Source organism: Xanthomonas sp. LF06-19 (genome assembly GCF_034105425.1).
Lineage (GTDB): Bacteria > Pseudomonadota > Gammaproteobacteria > Xanthomonadales > Xanthomonadaceae > Xanthomonas_A > Xanthomonas_A sontii.
Map to the genome: position 1 here is coordinate 670762 of NZ_JAXGGH010000001.1, position 16554 is coordinate 687315.

Here is a 16554-nt window from a genome sequence, read left to right on the forward strand (position 1 = left end):
TTCCGTCGTGGCGGCCCTTCGAGCTTGCCGTTAGCCGCCCACGGGCACGACACCGCACCTACCGTCGGACTGCTGCCTGCAGCAGGATCACAAGCCGGAGGTGGTGACGAAGTTCGATTTCAACCGGGAATCACCGCGGCAGGTGATGGTCACGTACAGTGCAGCCGACCACGAGATGCCTGACTCGAATGCCCTGGCAACCATTGCCGCTTGTTGCGACTTGGCTTCGGCAGCACCACGCACCATTGCAACCAGCTCAACGCGCCGCGGTAGGCACCTGCGCACCGACCGGCGCGGGCGATGCCGGCTCGGTCCAGATCCGTTGCCACATCCGCGCCAGCGCTGCACCAATCTGCCCACGTGCCACGGGCGCCCGGTACGCCGCCTGCAGCTGCCGCGGCGGTATCGCCGCCCAGCCGTCGCCCTGCTGTCGCGCCACCGCGAAGTTGAAGTTGTAGTCCGGTTCCAGGCCCATGCGCAGGTCGCTGAGCACCAGCTCACCGTCCTTGACTTGGGCGCGCATGAAGCCGCGGTTGAACCAACTCAATCGCTGCACCGCCGGCAGCTCGCGCACCTGCGCCAGCGCCTGGGTGTTGGAGGGATAGCCCTGGAAGCGCATCGGCCCGCGATCGGCGACCAGCGAACGCTCGCCGATCACGTAGCCGCTCGGGGTCATCGCCACCACCCGCCACAGCAGCGTGTTGAACGGCATCGGTACCGAGAAGCGCGGTGCCTGCGCCAGGCCCATCGCCGCCAGCGCGCGGTCGGCCTCGCGGTCGACCAGCTGCTTGGCCAGCAGCGACCAGCCCAGGTAGACACTGCTCAACAGCAGTCCGACCAGCAACGCCTGCTGCGCCACGCGCCGCGCGCGGGCGAACCAGGCGATGGCGCAGGCCAGCAGCAGCCACAGCGTGTAGGCGGGATCGATGATGAACACGCTCGACCACATCGTCGGCGCTGGCCGCAGCGGCCACCACAGCTGCGTGCCGTAGACGGTGAACGCATCCAGCAGCGGGTGGGTGATCAGCGCCAGCTGGATCGCCCAGAACCAGCGGTGTGGCGCTTCGGCCACGCGTCCATGGCCGAAGCGCCGGAACAGCCACCAGATCAGCCAGCCGAGCAACGGCAGCACGAACAGCGAATGGCTGACGCTGCGATGCACCGTCATCAGCGTGACCGGATCGCGGGTCAGCGGCAGCAGGATCAGCGCATCGAGATCCGGCAGGGTGCCGAGCGCGGCGCCGGCAAGCAGTGCCGCGCGCCGATGTGCGGCCGGGGCGATGGCGGCGGCAATGGCGCCGCCGAGCACGATCTGGGTAAGGGGATCCATCGGCCGATGCTAGCAGCGATGCGGGAATGGGTGCGTGGCCATGGCAGTGGCAGTGGCGCGGCGGTCGCTCGTTTGCTGCTGTCGCAGATGTACAACACGCGGCACGGGCAGTTCGGCCCGATGCCGATCCTGCCAAGCGCTTCAAGCGAACGCGCCGCTGCGACTGCAAGGGCATCTCCGATGACGAGGGAAGGCCATGTGCAGGAGCGGCGTTAGCTGCGGCGAGACGCCACAGGTAACGCCTGTCGCGGCTGAAGCCGCTCCTGCGACGACAACGGCATGTCCACACCGAGTCGCAGCAAAGCGGATGAGCTGACGTCGCTCCCTCTGCGGAAAGGCACCCCATCAGGATGCCCTTCCCTACCCAGGCAGCGCCTGGATCAGAATCCGAATCCCTCGAAGAACAGGGTGTACGCATCGTCGGAGGACGTGGCCGCCGTGCCGGGATTCTCCGATTGGAAATAGCTGATCACGTCGGCTGCGATGACGCCCAGCCACTTCCAGAATCGTCCCTTCCTCTTCGAGGTGCCGCCCTCTGCCGCGAACTGACCGCTTTCGGCCGCCTGCCTGGACCAGTAGCGTGTGGAGTGCCTGGCCACGCTCAATCCACCCAGGATCAACGCGCCATTCCTGGAGGTGGGATCGAGCTTCGCCAAGGCGTCCCGCTCCAGTTCCTCGAATTGCGCCGCGGCGGCCTCCAGGTCGTCGGCGTTCTCGACGATCTGGTCGATCCGCACGACGAATGCGAATTCCTCGGCACTGAACCGCTGGCGCAATCCCGTCAGGTTTTCGGTCACAGAACGCGTCGGGTCGATCCCATCGATGATCGGCTGCTGTGTGGCGATGAACTGTTCCAGCGGCATGCCCGGGGCGTAGCCGCACTTCTTGACCAGCAGCGTCAGGGCCTGGTCGTGCGAGGGATTGAGGTCCATCAGGCAACCGAGGTACATGTTGTGCTGGGCGCCGGCGTGGTCCATGGGATTCTCCGCGGCCAGCGCGGGGAGACCGACGGCGCTGCCGACCAGCAGGGCGGCGGTTGCGACAAAGTGCTTCTTCATGTGCATTCTCTTCATTGAACGGGGATGAGTGGGCCCGGACCCACATGGGTCATGGGCAGGCGGTCACCGCCGCATCGGCGCACGGCACGATGCGGCGGTCTTCAAGCGGAGTGGGCTGCAGCCCGGTCAGAACACGATGTCGTAGACGGTGCTGGAGGTGGTGGCCGCGGTGACCGGGTTTTCGGTGAGCAGGAAACCCACCACGTCAGAACCCACGACGGCCAGCCATCGCCAGAAGCGCCCCTTCTTCTTCGCGGTGGCGTCGCCAGCCGTGGTCTCGCCATGCTCTGCCGCGACCTTGGCCCAGTAGCGGTTGGAATGCTTGGCCACGCTCAGCCCGCCCAGCACCAGCGCGCCGTTCCTGGAGGCAGGATCGAGCCGTGCCATGGCTTCCTTCTCGAGTTCCTCGAACTGCACCGCCGCCGCATCCATGTCCTCGGCGTTCTCGATGATCTGGTCCATCCGCACGATGAACGAGAATTCGTAGGCACTGAGCTGCTGGCGCAACCCGGCCAGGTTGTCGGTCATCGGCCGGGTCGGATCGACCGCATCGATGATGGGCTGTTGCGTGGCGATGAACCGCTCCAGCGGCATGCCGGGGTTGTAACCGCACGTCTTGACCACGACGGTGAGGGCCTCGTCGGGCGAGGCATTGGCATCCATCAGGCAGCCCAGGTACATGTTGTGCTGGATGCCGGCCTGGTCCACCGGGTTTTCCGCCGCCAGCGCAGGGGCGCCGACCACACTGCCCGCCAGCAAGGCGGTTGCGACAAGGAGCTTCTTCTTCATGATGAGCGTTCTCTCGCTATATGGAAGGGATTGGAGATGGCTGGGGTTGCGTGCATCGCCCCCGGGGGATATGGCCATCGCCGCATCGGCACTCGGTGCGATCCGGCGATTTCAGGCTAGGCAGGCCGCCGCCGCGGCACGAGGGCAAACCCGGGTCGCCACGGGAGCGAATCGGGTCGAATTGCCGGGGCCACGGCGCAAGCACGGCGGGCCGCGGACGCGCGAGCCGGCAGCGCGGCGCGTTGCCACCATCGGAGAATCAATAGCTTAGGAGGATTTATTCCCGGTCTATACCCGCGGATGCGCTGGCATCGGCCGCAGCCCCGCTCGTAGGCTGCGGACTCTTCTTCTGCGCATTGCGAGGTTCCGATGCCTGCCTGCCGTTCCGTCTTCCATGCCGCCCTTGCCGCGGCCCTGCTGACCTTGCCGCTGATCGCCCACGGCCACGACACCCTGCCGCCGGACTGGTGCCTGGAGGAGAGCCAGGAACCGGAGGTGGTGGTGAAATTCGATTTCGACGGCGAGCAGTTGCGGCAGACGATGGACAAGTGCGGCGTGGTCGATAGCCACGAGCCGTACACCAATACGCTGAACACCATCGCCGCCTATTGCGAGGTGGTGGCGCCGTCGCGCTCGGCCAAGCCCATCGTGCTCGGCCCGACGACCTTCCTGGCACGCGACCACCACAGCGCCTACCGCATGGAGCAAGGCTTGAAGGGCGCCTGCGTGGTCTGCCCGGCCAAGCGCGGGCGCTGACGCACCATGCAGGCGCGCTCGCCGGTTAGCGCAGCCGACGATCGCCGGCAGGAGAAGTGCCGGGCTTGCTCAGCCGAGCGCGTCCCGGCGGGTGTAGGCCAGCACCGTGTCGATCCTCGACTGCAGGGCGGCGCGCGCCTCCGCCGACAGCTCTCCGCAGTGCGCGAGCACGAAATAGGCCGAGCGCAGCACGTCCCGCCAGCGCGGGTTGCTAGGCAATTTGGAGACCGCCAGGTAGCGCTCCATCGCCCGCGCACGCAGGCGGCCGTCGTCGATGTTCACGCGCCAGATGCGGCTGCGCTCGGCCAACTCCAGGCGACCGGTCGCGGTGGCGCGCTCCCAGGTGTCGATGACCGCCAGCATCAGGTCGACCAGCGCGCGCCGGAAGGCATCGCGCAACGCAGGCGCGGCGGCCTCCGCTGGCGTGTGCTCGGCCTGCGCGGTGTCCGCCACCGCGCCACGGTCGCGTTCCTGCAGGCCAAGGACGACCAGCCCATCGCCGCCGCGCCAGGGCGTGAAGGTCACGGCGAGCGGCGTGCCATGCCGTGCGACGATCTCCAGGCGTTGCGCGGCGCTGTCCTCCATCCGCTCCAGCGCCGCCTGCAACGCCGGGCGGTCGCCCTCGGCAACGCAGGCGAACACTGGCTGCCCGACCGGTTCGGCGTCGTCCGCGCCGCCGAGCAGCAGGCGGCCGGCACGATTGGTGGCCAGGACCTGGCCTTCGGCATCGAGCAGGCACAGCGCGTCCTCGCGGCTGTCGAGCAGGGTCTGCAGCAGGCTGCGATCCTCGGCCAGCGCGTCCGCCTCTCGCCGATAGCGGGCCAGTTGCTCCTCGTGGCGGACCTGCCGTGCGGCTTGCAGCAAACGTTCGCGCTGGCGGCGACGCTGCAGCCACAGCCAGAGGCCGAGCGCGGCGGCGACGCCGGACACCAATGCCAGCCACAGCAGCAACGTGCGTTGGCGCAGCTGGACCTGGCGCAGGCGGTTCTCGCTTTGCAGGGCATCGATGGTGCGCTGCTTTTCGGCGGTGTCGAAGCGGATCCGCAGCCAGTCCAACTGGCGATCGTGCTGCGCGCGGACCAGCGCCGCGGCCTCCGCATTCGCGCGCCGCAGCGTGGCGATGGCCGCGGCCGTATCGCCACTGCTTTCCTGCAGCCGCGCCAACTCCTCCAGCAACGGCACCCGCACCGGATCGCCGCCGGCGGCCGCCGCCAGCGCCGCGCGCAGGCGGGCCGCGGCGGCGGCCGCGTTGCCTTCGAGGCGGGCGGTCCGCGCCAGCTGCAACTGCAGCGCGGACGGCAGCGGCAGCGCCCATGCCTCGGCGAGCGCCAGCGCACTGGAACTCCAGCGCTGCGCCTGCGCGATGTCGCCGAGCGCCAATGCCGCGCGGATCAGGCCATCGTGCACACGCAATTCGTACACGCGGCGGCCCTGCGCCCGGTACACGGCAAGCGCCTCCTGCAGCCAGGCCAGCGCCTGCGGCGTGTCGCCGCTGTCGAGCGCCAGCTCGGCCATGGTTTCCTGCACGTGCGCGGCCTCGATGGCGTCGCCCTGCGCGCGGTTGGCGGCAAGCGCATCGCGGTAGTAACGCATCGCGGTGTCGGACTCGCGCAGTTCGCGATACACGTCGGCGATATTGGTCAGCACGGACGCAGAGACCGCGCCGCGCGCGCGCTGGATGTCCAGGCTCAGCGTCAGGTTGCGCAGGGCACCGCGAAAATCGCCGAGCCGGCGCAGCGCCGCACCGACGTTGTTCAGATCGCGCGCCTCGCCCATGCGATCGTGCAGCGAGCGGGACAGCGTGGCCGCACACTCGAAGCGCGCCAGCGCCTGCGGCAGGCGTTCGCGGCGGAAATCGAGAATGCCGCGGCGGCGGGTGAGCTCGTAGCGCAAGCGCGCGCCGCCGGCATCGCCGAGGTTGGCCTGCGCGCAATCCAGCGCCTGTTCGGCGGCGTCGAAGCGGCCGCCATCGAGTTGCTGCTTGGCACGTGCGAACAACGCCTCGACCCGCGCATCGCCCGCCGAGTGCGGCGTCGACACGCCCGCCTGCTGCACGCACAGCAGCGGATCGGGAAGCGGACGCGGCGCGGCGGGCTCCGCGCAGCCATAGATCGTGTTCTGCGCAATCGCGGTCGCGCTCGCCGCGAGCAGGACGCCCAGGCACGCCCATCGCAGGCATGTCCGCGGCCACATGCCAGGCGCGGTGACGTTCGCCTGGACGGAATCGCCAGAAACGGCGGACCAGGCCAAGCCGAACCATGTCCCCATGGATCTGCGCGACCGGCCGCACGACGCCTTCCCTGGTTTCACGGTCTCCACAACTCCAGAACTGATCGGGATGCGGCGCACGCGCGCCGCAGCGACATGGATCAGCGTGACGCCCGGGCGCGAACGTGGATTCCTGCCCGGGCATGTCGCGCCGACGCATCGCAGTAGACCCGATGCCACGGAAGCCGGGCAAGCGCGCGTGGTGGTGATGCACACCACACACGGGCCATCGTGGAATAGCGGTCACACCGGGTTCTACGCTTCCGTCCAGTGCAGGGACGGCGGTGCCACGCCCGGGGCGATTCGAGACAAGGACACCTGCGGGGTGCGCAGGCGCGGCGGCAGTCAAACACACGACCTGCCAGTCACGCGCCAGGCTGTGCGGCGCCGCCTGGCACGATCGGCTGATTCAGGCCGCGCGCGGCCAGACGTTCTCCTGCACCAGTCGCAGGCGCGGCGGCAGTTCGCGCAGCACGTCGCCGCGGTGCGAGAGCAGGCGCAGGGTGCCGTCGGCCTCTTCGGCGAGCGCGGTGAGGTTTTCCACCCAGTCGCCGTCGTTGGCGTAGACCAGACCGTCGCGCTCGAACAGCCCGGCGCGGTGCACGTGGCCGCAGATCACCCCGTCCAGGCCGCGGCGGCGCGCGTCGTCCAGACCGGCGGCGACGAAGCGCTCGATGTAGCGCTCGGCGGCGCTGCTCTGCCGCTTCAGGTAGTCGGCCAGCGACCAGTAGCGCATGCCCAGGCGGCGGCGCACGCGGTTGGTCAGCTGATTGCCGGTGAGGATGCGGTAGTACAACCAGTCGCCGAACTTCTCCTGCAGGCCGCCGAACTGGGTCACGCTGTCGTAGTCGTCGCCGTGCACCACCAGCAGGCGACGCCCGTCGGCGGTGGCGTGCACCGCGCGCCGGCGCACCTGCATCGCCGGCAGCGCCAGCCCGCAGAAACGGCGGATCGGCCGGTCGTGGTTGCCGGGGACGTAGATCAGTTCGGTGCCGCCGCGGGCCAGCGCGTGCAGCGCATCGACCACGCGCTGGTGCGCCGCGCTCCACACCGCGCGGCGCTGCGCCATCCACCAGAAGTCGACGATGTCGCCGACCAGGTACAGCTGGTCGCAGCGCAGGCCGCCGAGGAAGTCGGCCAGCTCGCGTGCGTGGCAATGCGGTGCACCCAGGTGCACATCGGAGACGAACACCGCGCGGCGCGGCGCCAGGCTGTTGAGCGGACTCATGCCACCACCTCTGCTTCGTTGCGGGGACGTTCGAGGTAGCGCGCGCGCTTCTTGCTGCGGATGCGCTGTAGATCCAGCTCGATCAGGCCGTCGACGGCGTCGTTGAACGCAGGGTCCACGCCGAAGGCGAGGAAGCGCGCACCGCCGGGCTCGCATAGATCGGTGTACTGCTTGTAGAGCATCGGCACCGCCGCGCCCAGCGCGTCGAGGTTGCCTTTGAGCACCTTGAAGGCCGTGTCGGCGTCCAGTTCGTCGAACGCCGACGGCGCTTCCGGATACGGGAACGGCCGCGCCGAGGCGGCTTCGCCGCTGGCGTCGCCGTAGTAGCGCGCGTAGTAGGCCACGATCTGCTCGCGCGCCGCGTACGGCAACGCGGCGCTGATCGACACCGCACCGAACAGGTAGCGCACCTGCGGATGGTCCTGCAGATAGGCGCCGATGCCCTGCCACAGGTAGTCGATGCTGCGGCTGCCCCAGTAGTCCGGCACCACGAAGCTGCGGCCCAGTTCCATGCCCGCGGCGATGCGCGGCAGCATGCCCTCGCCGTAGCGGAACAGTTCGGCGGTGTAGAAGCCGGCCAGGCCGCGTTCGGCCAGCACCGGCGCACCGCGCGCAACCCGGTAGGCGCCGACCACGCGGGTGGCGGCGCCGTCCCACAGCACGATGTGCTCGTACCAGGTGTCGTAGTCGTCCAGGTCCAGGCGCCGGCCGGTGCCCTCGCCCACCGCGCGGAAAGTGAGTTCGCGCAGGCGGCCGATCTCGCGCAGCAGCGCCGAGCCGGCGCGCAGCCGGCCAACGCGGATCTGCTTGCCGTCCAGGGTATGGCCGAGGCTGCGCAGGCCGGCCACTTCCACGGCCAGTTGCGCCGGATCCTCGGCGGCGACCAGCGCTTCTTCGCTCGGCGCGGCCTGCCCGCCGCTGCGGCCGAGCGCGTACAGCTCGCTGCGCAGGCGCCGCATCAGTTCGGCTTCGGGCAGGTCCTGCGGCAGCGCGCGGGCGCGGCCCAGGCTGAGCGCGATGCGGCGCTCGCGGCGGGCGAACATCTCCCGCGCCAGCAGCGCGGTGCCGGCCGGCTTGAACAGCGCCGAAGCGCCGTAGAACAGCGCCGAATTGCGTGCATGGATGCGCACCGGCAGCACCGGCGCGGCGGTGCGCAGGGCGAAGCGCAGGAAGCCGCGGCGCCAGCGCCCGTCGGCGACGCCGCCCCAGCCCAGCCGCGAGACCTCGCCGGCCGGGAACACGATCACGCATTGCTCCTGCGCCAGCGCCTGCTCGATCGCCCGCACGCTGGCCGGCGACGGTGCGCCGCCGAGGATGCGCACCGGCAGCAGCAGGTCGCGCAGGCCTTCCAGCGCCCACAGGAAATCGTTGGCGACGATCTTCACGTCGCGCCGCACCTGGCCCACGCAGTCCAGCAGCGCCAGCGCATCCAGCGCCCCGGAAGGATGATTGGCGACGATCAGCAGGCGCCCGCGCGCCGGGATGCACTCGGCGGCGGTCGGTGCGACCACGTAGCGGGCCTGCAGGAAATCCAGTCCGGCCTGGACCAGGGCGAAACCGCGCAGGTCGCGGTTGGCCTCCAGGAACGCGTCCAGCGCGTCCAGTCCCGACCATTTCTGCAGGCCGCGCAGCAATGGCCGGACCAGCCGCGAGCGGCGTCCGGCAAACCAGTGCGGGTAGCGGTCCTGAAGACGGCGTTCGAGTGCGAGCACGGCAAGCCCCCTTGCTGACTGCGCACAGCTTCGGCCGCGGCGGCGACACCGATCTTGCAATCTGACTACGGCAAAGTGACGGGCGCACCATGGCGCGCCAACCGGTTAACCTTGGGCAACGTCCGACCCGGGCAGCATGCACGCCGCCCGGCGCCCGTGTATCATTCGCCTCCATCTTTTCATCCGAATACAAGGATATAGCCGCGATGTCCAGCTATCTCTTCACCTCCGAGTCGGTCTCCGAAGGCCACCCGGACAAGATCGCCGATCAGATCTCCGATGCGGTGCTAGACGCGATCCTGACCCAGGACAAGCGCGCGCGCGTGGCCTGCGAAACGCTGGTCAAGACCGGCGTGGCGATCGTCGCCGGCGAAATCACCACCAGCGCCTGGATCGATCTGGAAGCGCTGACCCGCAAGGTGATCCTGGACATCGGCTACAACAGCTCCGACGTCGGCTTCGACGGCGAGACCTGCGGCGTGCTCAACCTGATCGGCAAGCAGTCGCCGGACATCAACCAGGGCGTGGACCGCAAGAAGCCGGAAGAACAGGGCGCTGGCGACCAGGGCCTGATGTTCGGCTACGCCACCCGCGAGACCGACAGCTTCATGCCGGCCGCCATCCACCTGTCGCACCGCCTGGTCGAACAGCAGGCCAAGGTGCGCAAGAAGAAGAACTCGCCGCTGGCGTGGCTGCGCCCGGACGCCAAGAGCCAGGTCACCCTGCGCTACGAAGACGGCGTGGCGACCGCCATCGACGCAGTGGTGCTGTCCACCCAGCACGATCCGGACATCAAGCAGAAGCACCTGGTCGAGGCCGTGCGCGAGGAAATCCTCAAGCCGGTGCTGCCGGCCAAGTGGCTGCACAAGGGCACCAAGTTCCACATCAACCCGACCGGCAAGTTCGTGATCGGCGGGCCGGTGGGCGACTGCGGCCTGACCGGGCGCAAGATCATCGTCGACACCTACGGCGGCTGGGCGCGCCACGGCGGCGGCGCGTTCTCCGGCAAGGATCCGTCCAAGGTCGACCGTTCGGCCGCCTACGCCGCGCGCTACGTCGCCAAGAACGTCGTCGCCGCCGGCCTGGCCGACCGCTGCGAAGTGCAGGTGTCCTACGCCATCGGCGTGGCCGAGCCGACCTCGATCTCGGTCACCACCTTCGGCACCGGCAAGATCGCCGACGACAAGATCGAGAAGCTGATCCGCAAGCACTTCGACCTGCGTCCGTTCGGCATCATCCAGATGCTCGACCTGATCCACCCGATGTACCAGCAGACCGCCTCGTACGGCCATTTCGGCCGCACCCCGAAGGCCTTCACCTACACCGACGGCACCGGCGCCCAGCACCAGGCCACCGCGTTCTCGTGGGAGAAGACCGACCGCGCCGAGGCGCTGCGCGCGGACGCCAAGCTGAAGTAAGCCGGCCTGCCCGCGCTTGCAAGAAAGAACGGGCCGCATTGCGGCCCGTTCTGCGTTTGGGTGGTGGGAACTGGCCAGTGGCGGACACTGGCAACGGCCATGCAGGCAGGGGTGTGCCATGCCGCAGGAACGCTTCCGCGCAGGAGCGGCTTCGGCCGCGACAGGCGTTGCTTGGAACGCGCGTCGCAACGGAAGCCGTTCCGCAGGATGGACTGGGCCTCCTTGTGGGAGGGACTTCAGTCCCGACGACGGAGGGTGTCAGTCGGCTGTCGGCGCCGCTTGCCGCGGCTGCATGACAGTCGACTCCCGCAGGCAGACGCGCGCGCTACCGCATCGTCGGCGTGCGCTCAAGGGCGGCCGTACAGGCGGCACGGCATGTGTGCTTCGCCCTGGTCCGCCAGGCAGCAGCGATGGTCACGGCGGGAGCGCCTCAGCCGCGGCGCTGCAGCGCGGCCTGCAGCAGCGCCTGGAACTTCGGCAGCGGACACAGCCCGGTCGCGGCGTCGCTGCAATCCGGAATCTGCAGGGTCTGCAGCAGCGGCGGATGGCGCAGGCTCAGCGGGGTCAGCGCGCGCAACTGGTCCAGCGACTGTGCCTGGTAGCGCACACGCACGTAGCGCTGGCCGCTGCGTGGGTCGCGCACCTGCTCCACCACCAACGCGCCGCCGGGGGGCGCGTCGTCACGGCCGAAGCCGGGCAGATGAAAATGCAGGTCGAGCAGGCCGCTGAGCGCGGCGATGTGGGTGTCGCTGGCGACCAGCACGCTCAGCCGCGGCGCGTCGTCAGCGCCCAGCGTGTCCAGCAGGCGGTGCGCCAGCGGCGCGCCAGCTCGCGCGGCCATGTACTGCGGCCGTGCGTAGATCTCGAACAGCAAGGCGTGCAGTCGCGACACCGTAGCGATGCTCGCCGGCGTCGCGCGGCCCCAGCCGACCTGGTCCAGCGGCATGCCTTCTGCGTACTGCAGGATGAACACCTCGGCCGTGCCCGAGGTCAGGTCCAGCGGGCCGTGCAAGGCCAGGCTGCGCCCGTTCGCGCCCGGGGTCAGCGACGAGGGCATGTGCACGAAGTCGCAACGCTCCGTGCAGCCGAGGATCTCCTGCATGGTGCGCAGTTCGCGCGCATACGGTGCCAGCACCGCGCCCGGGCCGCCGGTCTGGCGCTGGATCGATGCCACCGCGGCGGCGGCATCGAACTCCACCGCGCCGGCTTCCACCGGGCGGAACAGCGGGTCGTCGCTGCCCTCGGCCTGGTGGCCGGCCTGCAGATGGCAGCCGGGCGCGAGGGTGTCGGCGAGCAGCTCCGCACTGACGATGGTGCGCTGGTCGGTGTTGGCGTAGATGCTGACCGTGCCGTCGGCGGGGCAGCCATGCGCCGGCAGCACGCCATCGCGCAGCAGCCATTGCCGGGTGTAGTCGCCGCTGCGTTCCACCGCCGTGCGGCCGTGCGCGGTGAGCAGGCTCGGCGGCGTGTCCCACACCGGCCAGGGCTGCGACGCCAACGCGGCGGCCGCGGCCTCGCCCGGCAACGGCGCGCGTACGCCGTGGCGGAACAGCATCCAGACCTTTTCGACCTGCAGCGCGGGCGCGGGCTTCGGCGCCGGCCGCGCCTGCGCGCCCAATGCCGCCACCAGCAGCACGACCCACAGCATCCAACGCGTTCTTGTTTTCATCATCGTCCCCAACATGGAAAGTCTCACGGTGCGCTCGTGCCGCATGCGGCCGTGACCCGGTCGCAGCGCAGGCCCGTGGCGATACCGAGCCAGTAGCCCAGCCGCTGCGGATCCGGTGCGCCGGCGTAGTAATCGGTGCTGATCCATTGCGCGCCGGCCTCCAGCGCCGCCCGTGCGCGGCGGCGGTCGTGCGCGCGCGCCTCGCGGCCATCGGTATCGGCGCGGGTGCGCACCAGGAAGCCCTGCGTCACCAGCGTGCGGATCCGCGGCGCCTCGGCCAGCGGATCCTCGATCGACAGCACCGCCGCCTCCGGCTGGTCCGGCGCGTACCAGCCGAACATCATGCGGCCGCGCAGCGATGGATGATCCTGTCGATACAGCGCCTCGTGCCGCGGATTGCCGTCGAGCACGAACAGCAGGCGGCCGCGCGCCTGCGCCACCCGCGGCCAGGCATGCGCCAGCACCGCCTCGCGCAGGCTCGGCGCGTCGCCGCGCACGTCGTCGGGCACGATCAGGCGCGCGCGCCCGACCACCTCGACGATGTCGCGGTCCAGTGAGTCCAGGTCATGAGCGTCGAAGGCGGAACGGTGCGGCCACAGGCCCGGCACCGGATCGAAATCCACCGCATTGACCAGCACCACCAGCGGCGCATGCCGCGGGTGCGCGCGCGACCAGGCGGCGAGGATCGCCAGGCAGTCGCGGAAGCGCAGGCAATGGCTGGCGTAGTCCAGGCCCGGCTGGTGCAGCACCTTGGCGCCGGGCGCGTGCATGCGGGCCCGGGTCGCCGCATCCGCCCGTGCATACGGCGCGGCGTACAGGCCGCCGTGCGGGTCGGCGGCCACGTCGAGTTCGAGTTGCCGCAGCCCCAGCGCGAGCTGGGCCTGCAGCGAAGGATGGCCATAGGCCAGTGCCGGCCATTCGGCGGCGTCGTGCGCCTGCAGGCGCTGCCGCACCTGCGCGGTCGGCACCGGCCGATAGCTGTTGTGCGAGCCGAGCAGTTGCACCTGGTCCAGGCGCAAGCCGTCGATCGGCACCGTCACCGGTGCCGCTGCCGCGCTGGCCGCTCCCGGCAGGCCGATCAGCGCCAGCCAGACGAGCAGCAGCGCGCGGCCGACAACGCCCCACCCGCCGCGCGGCACAGGGCCGTGCGACGGGTGGCGACGTCCCGCGTGCGCAGGCGCCCGCTTCAGAACGTGTACTTCACGTTCAGCAGCGCGGTGCGGCCGGCATCGACGATGTCGGAGATCGCGGTGCTGTTGTGGCCCACGTGCGCCCAGTAGCTCAGGCGGTTGGTGAGGTTGGCCACCGACAGGTCGGCGCGCAGGTGCTCGTTGAAGGTGTAGCCCACGTGCAGGTCCACCCGCGTGATCGGCTTGACCCACAGGTCGTCCCAGGTCGCGCCGCGGTTGTAGTAGTCGTACACCGAGACGTACTCGCCGGAGTAGTGGTAGGCCAGGTTCACCGACAGCGGGCCCTTCTCGTAGAACAGCTCGGCGTTGGCCATCAGGTCCGGCGCGTTCTGGATGCGCTCGTCGTGGAAGCCGTCCATGCCCAGGTCGACGCGGGTGGTCTGGCGGGTGACGTTGGCGCCGATGCCGAAGCCGTCCAGCGGTGCCGGCATGCCCTGCAGGGTCTGCCGCACCGCGGCCTCGACGCCGAGCACCTTGCCGTCGCCGCCGTTCTGCGGACGCACGTAGCGCACATTGCCGGCGCCGGTGCTGGTGCCGGCGTTGGCCGGATCCGAGCCGCTCTCGTAGATGTAGTCGGTCAGGCGCTTGTAGTAGCCGGCCAGCATCGCGTGGCCGCCGTGGCCGTTGTCCCACTCGCCGGACAGGTCGACGTTGAGCGACTTGATCGGCTTCAGGTCCGGATTGCCCTCGGTGATGACCGTAGTGCCGTCGCTGGAGACGTCGTAGTTGGCGCCGCCGCCGAGCTGCACCAGCGCCGGCCGGGTGTAGCTGGTCCACACCGAGGCGCGGTACACCGCGTTGCCGTTGCCCGGGCGGTAGTTCAGGAACACGCTCGGCAGCGGCACGTCGTAGCTGGTGTGGTTGCTGCTGAAGAAGCCGGGCAGTTCGTTGCCGTTGGCGTCTTCGGGCATGGTCCAGAAGGTGTTGCGGATGCTGGTGTGCTCGAAGCGCACGCCCGGGATCACTTCCAGGTCGCCGGTGTGGAAGGTGGCCATCGCATACGCCGAGGTCACCGCCTCGTCGCCACGCATGGTCGCGCAGTTCTGGTTGTTGATCGCCAGGCTGCCGCAGGTGTCGAAGCTGGCCGCGGTCAGGTGCTGGGCGATCATCGCCTTCAGCCCGCCGTTGCTGAGCTTGACCGTCGGCCATGCGTACTTGCCCGGGTACACCGAGTCGTACTGGCCGACCACCAGGCCGGTGTCGCGCAGCAGGGTGCCGTCGGTGAACTTGCTGTTGGTCCAGTCGCGCGAGGTGAAGTCGCGGGAGCTGTCGACGTACTTCACGCCGAACTGGATGTTGCTCAGCGCGCCCTGGTCGAAGTCGTAGCGCACGTCGAACTTGGCGCCGCCCTTGGTCTGGCCGCTGTAGGACTTGGTCAGCTGGCCGTAGCGACGCGCATACAGGCTGCCGATGTCGCTGGCCTGGGCCTGCAGCGCCGGGGTCAGCAGCGGCTTGGGGAAGCCGTCGCCGTCGTAGCCGGAGAAGGTGCTGGCACCGCCGTACGGGAACTGGGTGGAGGCGTACTGGTCCACGCGCGCGGAGATTTCCACGTGGTCCGGGCGATCGTTGTCGCCGTAGCTGTAGAACAGGTTCGGCGACAGCGTCCAGTTGCCCAGTTGCTTGTCGGCGCCGAACTGGAAGGTGGCCAGGTCCGCCACTTCCGGGTTGGTCTCGTACCAGTAGCGCACCGCCACGCGGTTGATCTGCGGCTGGTACACGCCGGTGGTGCCGATCTGCGCCAGGCTCACGTTGGCCGGCACCAGCTGGGTGTAGCCGGTGTTCTGCTCGGTCTTGGCGTAGGCGTAGGTGGCGCGCGCGTACAGCTGCAGGCTCGGGTCGACGTGCCAGTCGAAGGACACGTTGCCGCCGTAGCGCGTGGTGTCGCCGGCGGAATAGCCGATGTTGGCGCCGGTGGCCATCAGCAGGTCCTGCGGATCGTAGCCGGGCGCCGGCTGGCCGCTGGCCGTGGTGCGCGAGAAGTACTTCTTGCCCCAGTCGCCACGCGAGGCGGCGGCGTTGGCCACTTCGCTGTTCACGTAGTGGCGCTCGTCGTAGTACGCGCTGGTGTACACGCCGAACTGGTTGTCGGCGCCGAACTTGGCGTGGAATTCGCCCGCCGCGCCCTTGCCCAGGCCGTTGTCGCCGTAGTCGCGCGCGCGGCTTTCCATGCGCCCGCTGGCGGTGACGCTGCCGCCCATCGCCTCGCTGTAGTCGAAGCCGCTGGGGGTGCGGTAGTCGATGGTGCCGCCGATCGCGTCGCCGTCCATCGCCGCGGTGGAGGTCTTGTTCAACACGATGGTCTGCAGGCCCGACGGCGGCAGCAGGCTCAGCTGCACGCTGCGGCTGTAGGGCAGGCCCTGGGCCACGTTGACGCCGTTGATCAGGTTGACGTTGTACTCGGCATTGAGGCCACGCACCGAGGCGAACATGCCCTCGCCGCGCGCGGCGCCGTCGACGCCGCCGAAGTACGACTGCCCGGTGTTGACCACGTTGACGCCGGGCAGCAGTCCCAGCGCCTCGGCGATGTTGTGCACGGCGGTGTACTTCAGGTCCTCGGCCGACAGCACGTTGGCCGTGTTGGTCGCGGCCATCTGCATGTCCGCGGCGTTGTAGCGGGTGACGGCGACGGTGATCTTGTCCAGGGTCTTGGCGCTGGCGTCGGACGCGGCGGTCTGCGTCTCCTGCGCATCCTGCGCCTGGGCCAAGGCCATCGGCGCGACACCGAGCAACGCGGCGGCGATCGCCAGTGACAGGCGTTTCTGAAGATGGATCGAGTGCGACATGAAAAATCCGAACGTAGGCGCGACCAACGGAACGGGCCGCAGGCCGGGCATGGAGGGGAGAGAGGCCGTGATCGTGTTAGCGGCGGCGCGCATTGTTGGCAGGCGCGGCTGCAATTTGATGACAACGATGTCACCGCAGGTCGTCGACCGACGATTCGGCGCCTTTCCTGCGCAATTCGGCACAATTGAAACCATTCGCCGTGCCGTCTTGCGGCTGCGCCACCGATGGCAGCGCGACATCCTGGCCGCTTCCGTCGACGCGGCGGCCAACGCTCCAGCAGGCGATGCCTCGCCCAGCCCGTGGGGCGCATGAGGCGACAACGCAACCCAGCGGGCGCTCGACGAAGAACGCG

At 69.5% G+C, this 16554-nt stretch carries 12 protein-coding genes; 3 read left to right on the forward strand and 9 right to left on the reverse strand.

Translation table 11 applies throughout. From position 1 onward, the window contains the following. Positions 1 to 256: 256 nt before the first annotated feature. From SLW55_RS03090 to SLW55_RS03100, 3 genes are all read right to left on the reverse strand, one after another. Complete coding sequence (locus SLW55_RS03090) at positions 257 to 1330, reverse strand: metal-dependent hydrolase (protein ID WP_320744543.1); 1074 nt, start codon at positions 1328 to 1330, stop codon at positions 257 to 259. Between the two features lie 380 nt (positions 1331 to 1710). Next, on the reverse strand, positions 1711 to 2388 hold the full coding sequence (locus tag SLW55_RS03095) for a hypothetical protein (RefSeq protein WP_043090382.1): 678 nt from the start codon (positions 2386 to 2388) through the stop codon (positions 1711 to 1713). A 126-nt stretch (positions 2389 to 2514) separates the two neighbouring features. Then, positions 2515 to 3177, reverse strand: coding sequence for a hypothetical protein (locus SLW55_RS03100; RefSeq protein ID WP_152243943.1), 663 nt, complete (start codon positions 3175 to 3177; stop codon positions 2515 to 2517). Positions 3178 to 3546: 369 nt separating this feature from the next. Here SLW55_RS03100 and SLW55_RS03105 point away from each other — a divergent pair, with 369 nt between their 5' ends. Continuing rightward, positions 3547 to 3933 carry a hypothetical protein gene (locus SLW55_RS03105; RefSeq protein WP_148827875.1) on the forward strand — a complete coding sequence of 129 codons (387 nt, stop codon included), beginning with the start codon at positions 3547 to 3549 and terminating at the stop codon, positions 3931 to 3933. A 69-nt stretch (positions 3934 to 4002) separates the two neighbouring features. Here SLW55_RS03105 and SLW55_RS03110 read toward each other — a convergent pair whose 3' ends face one another. The 3 genes from SLW55_RS03110 to SLW55_RS03120 form a co-directional block, all read right to left on the reverse strand. After that, entirely contained in the window at positions 4003 to 5973 is a 1971-nt protein-coding gene (locus SLW55_RS03110; protein ID WP_267121340.1) for a tetratricopeptide repeat protein, read from the reverse strand. A gap of 637 nt (positions 5974 to 6610) precedes the next feature. Then, a complete protein-coding gene (locus SLW55_RS03115) occupies positions 6611 to 7429 on the reverse strand; it encodes a UDP-2,3-diacylglucosamine diphosphatase (protein WP_017915584.1) in 819 nt (272 codons plus the stop codon). Beyond that, positions 7426 to 9141: a lysophospholipid acyltransferase family protein gene (locus SLW55_RS03120; protein ID WP_267093515.1), complete on the reverse strand. Its 1716-nt coding sequence runs from the start codon at positions 9139 to 9141 to the stop codon at positions 7426 to 7428. Before SLW55_RS03120 ends, SLW55_RS03115 begins: the two co-directional genes overlap by 4 nt. A 206-nt stretch (positions 9142 to 9347) precedes the next feature. Here SLW55_RS03120 and metK point away from each other — a divergent pair, with 206 nt between their 5' ends. Then, positions 9348 to 10559, forward strand: a complete 1212-nt coding sequence (metK, locus tag SLW55_RS03125) for a methionine adenosyltransferase (protein ID WP_010342184.1) — start codon at positions 9348 to 9350, stop codon at positions 10557 to 10559. A gap of 430 nt (positions 10560 to 10989) precedes the next feature. Here metK and SLW55_RS03130 read toward each other — a convergent pair whose 3' ends face one another. The 3 genes from SLW55_RS03130 to SLW55_RS03140 are packed head-to-tail and all read right to left on the reverse strand — an operon-like array spanning position 10990 to position 16201. Continuing rightward, positions 10990 to 12207 (reverse strand): histidine-type phosphatase, encoded by a 1218-nt coding sequence (locus SLW55_RS03130; RefSeq protein WP_320744547.1) that lies wholly within the window; start codon positions 12205 to 12207, stop codon positions 10990 to 10992. A gap of 44 nt (positions 12208 to 12251) precedes the next feature. Continuing rightward, positions 12252 to 13367 carry a Ca2+-dependent phosphoinositide-specific phospholipase C gene (locus SLW55_RS03135; RefSeq protein WP_320744548.1) on the reverse strand — a complete coding sequence of 372 codons (1116 nt, stop codon included), beginning with the start codon at positions 13365 to 13367 and terminating at the stop codon, positions 12252 to 12254. A gap of 47 nt (positions 13368 to 13414) precedes the next feature. After that, positions 13415 to 16201, reverse strand: coding sequence for a TonB-dependent receptor (locus SLW55_RS03140; protein ID WP_320744549.1), 2787 nt, complete (start codon positions 16199 to 16201; stop codon positions 13415 to 13417). On the opposite strand from SLW55_RS03140, the gene SLW55_RS03145 reads away from it, so the two are divergent. Further along, positions 16200 to 16514, forward strand: a complete 315-nt coding sequence (locus SLW55_RS03145) for a hypothetical protein (protein ID WP_320744551.1) — start codon at positions 16200 to 16202, stop codon at positions 16512 to 16514. The two genes, SLW55_RS03140 and SLW55_RS03145, sit on opposite strands and share 2 nt — an antisense overlap. Positions 16515 to 16554: the final 40 nt, after the last annotated feature.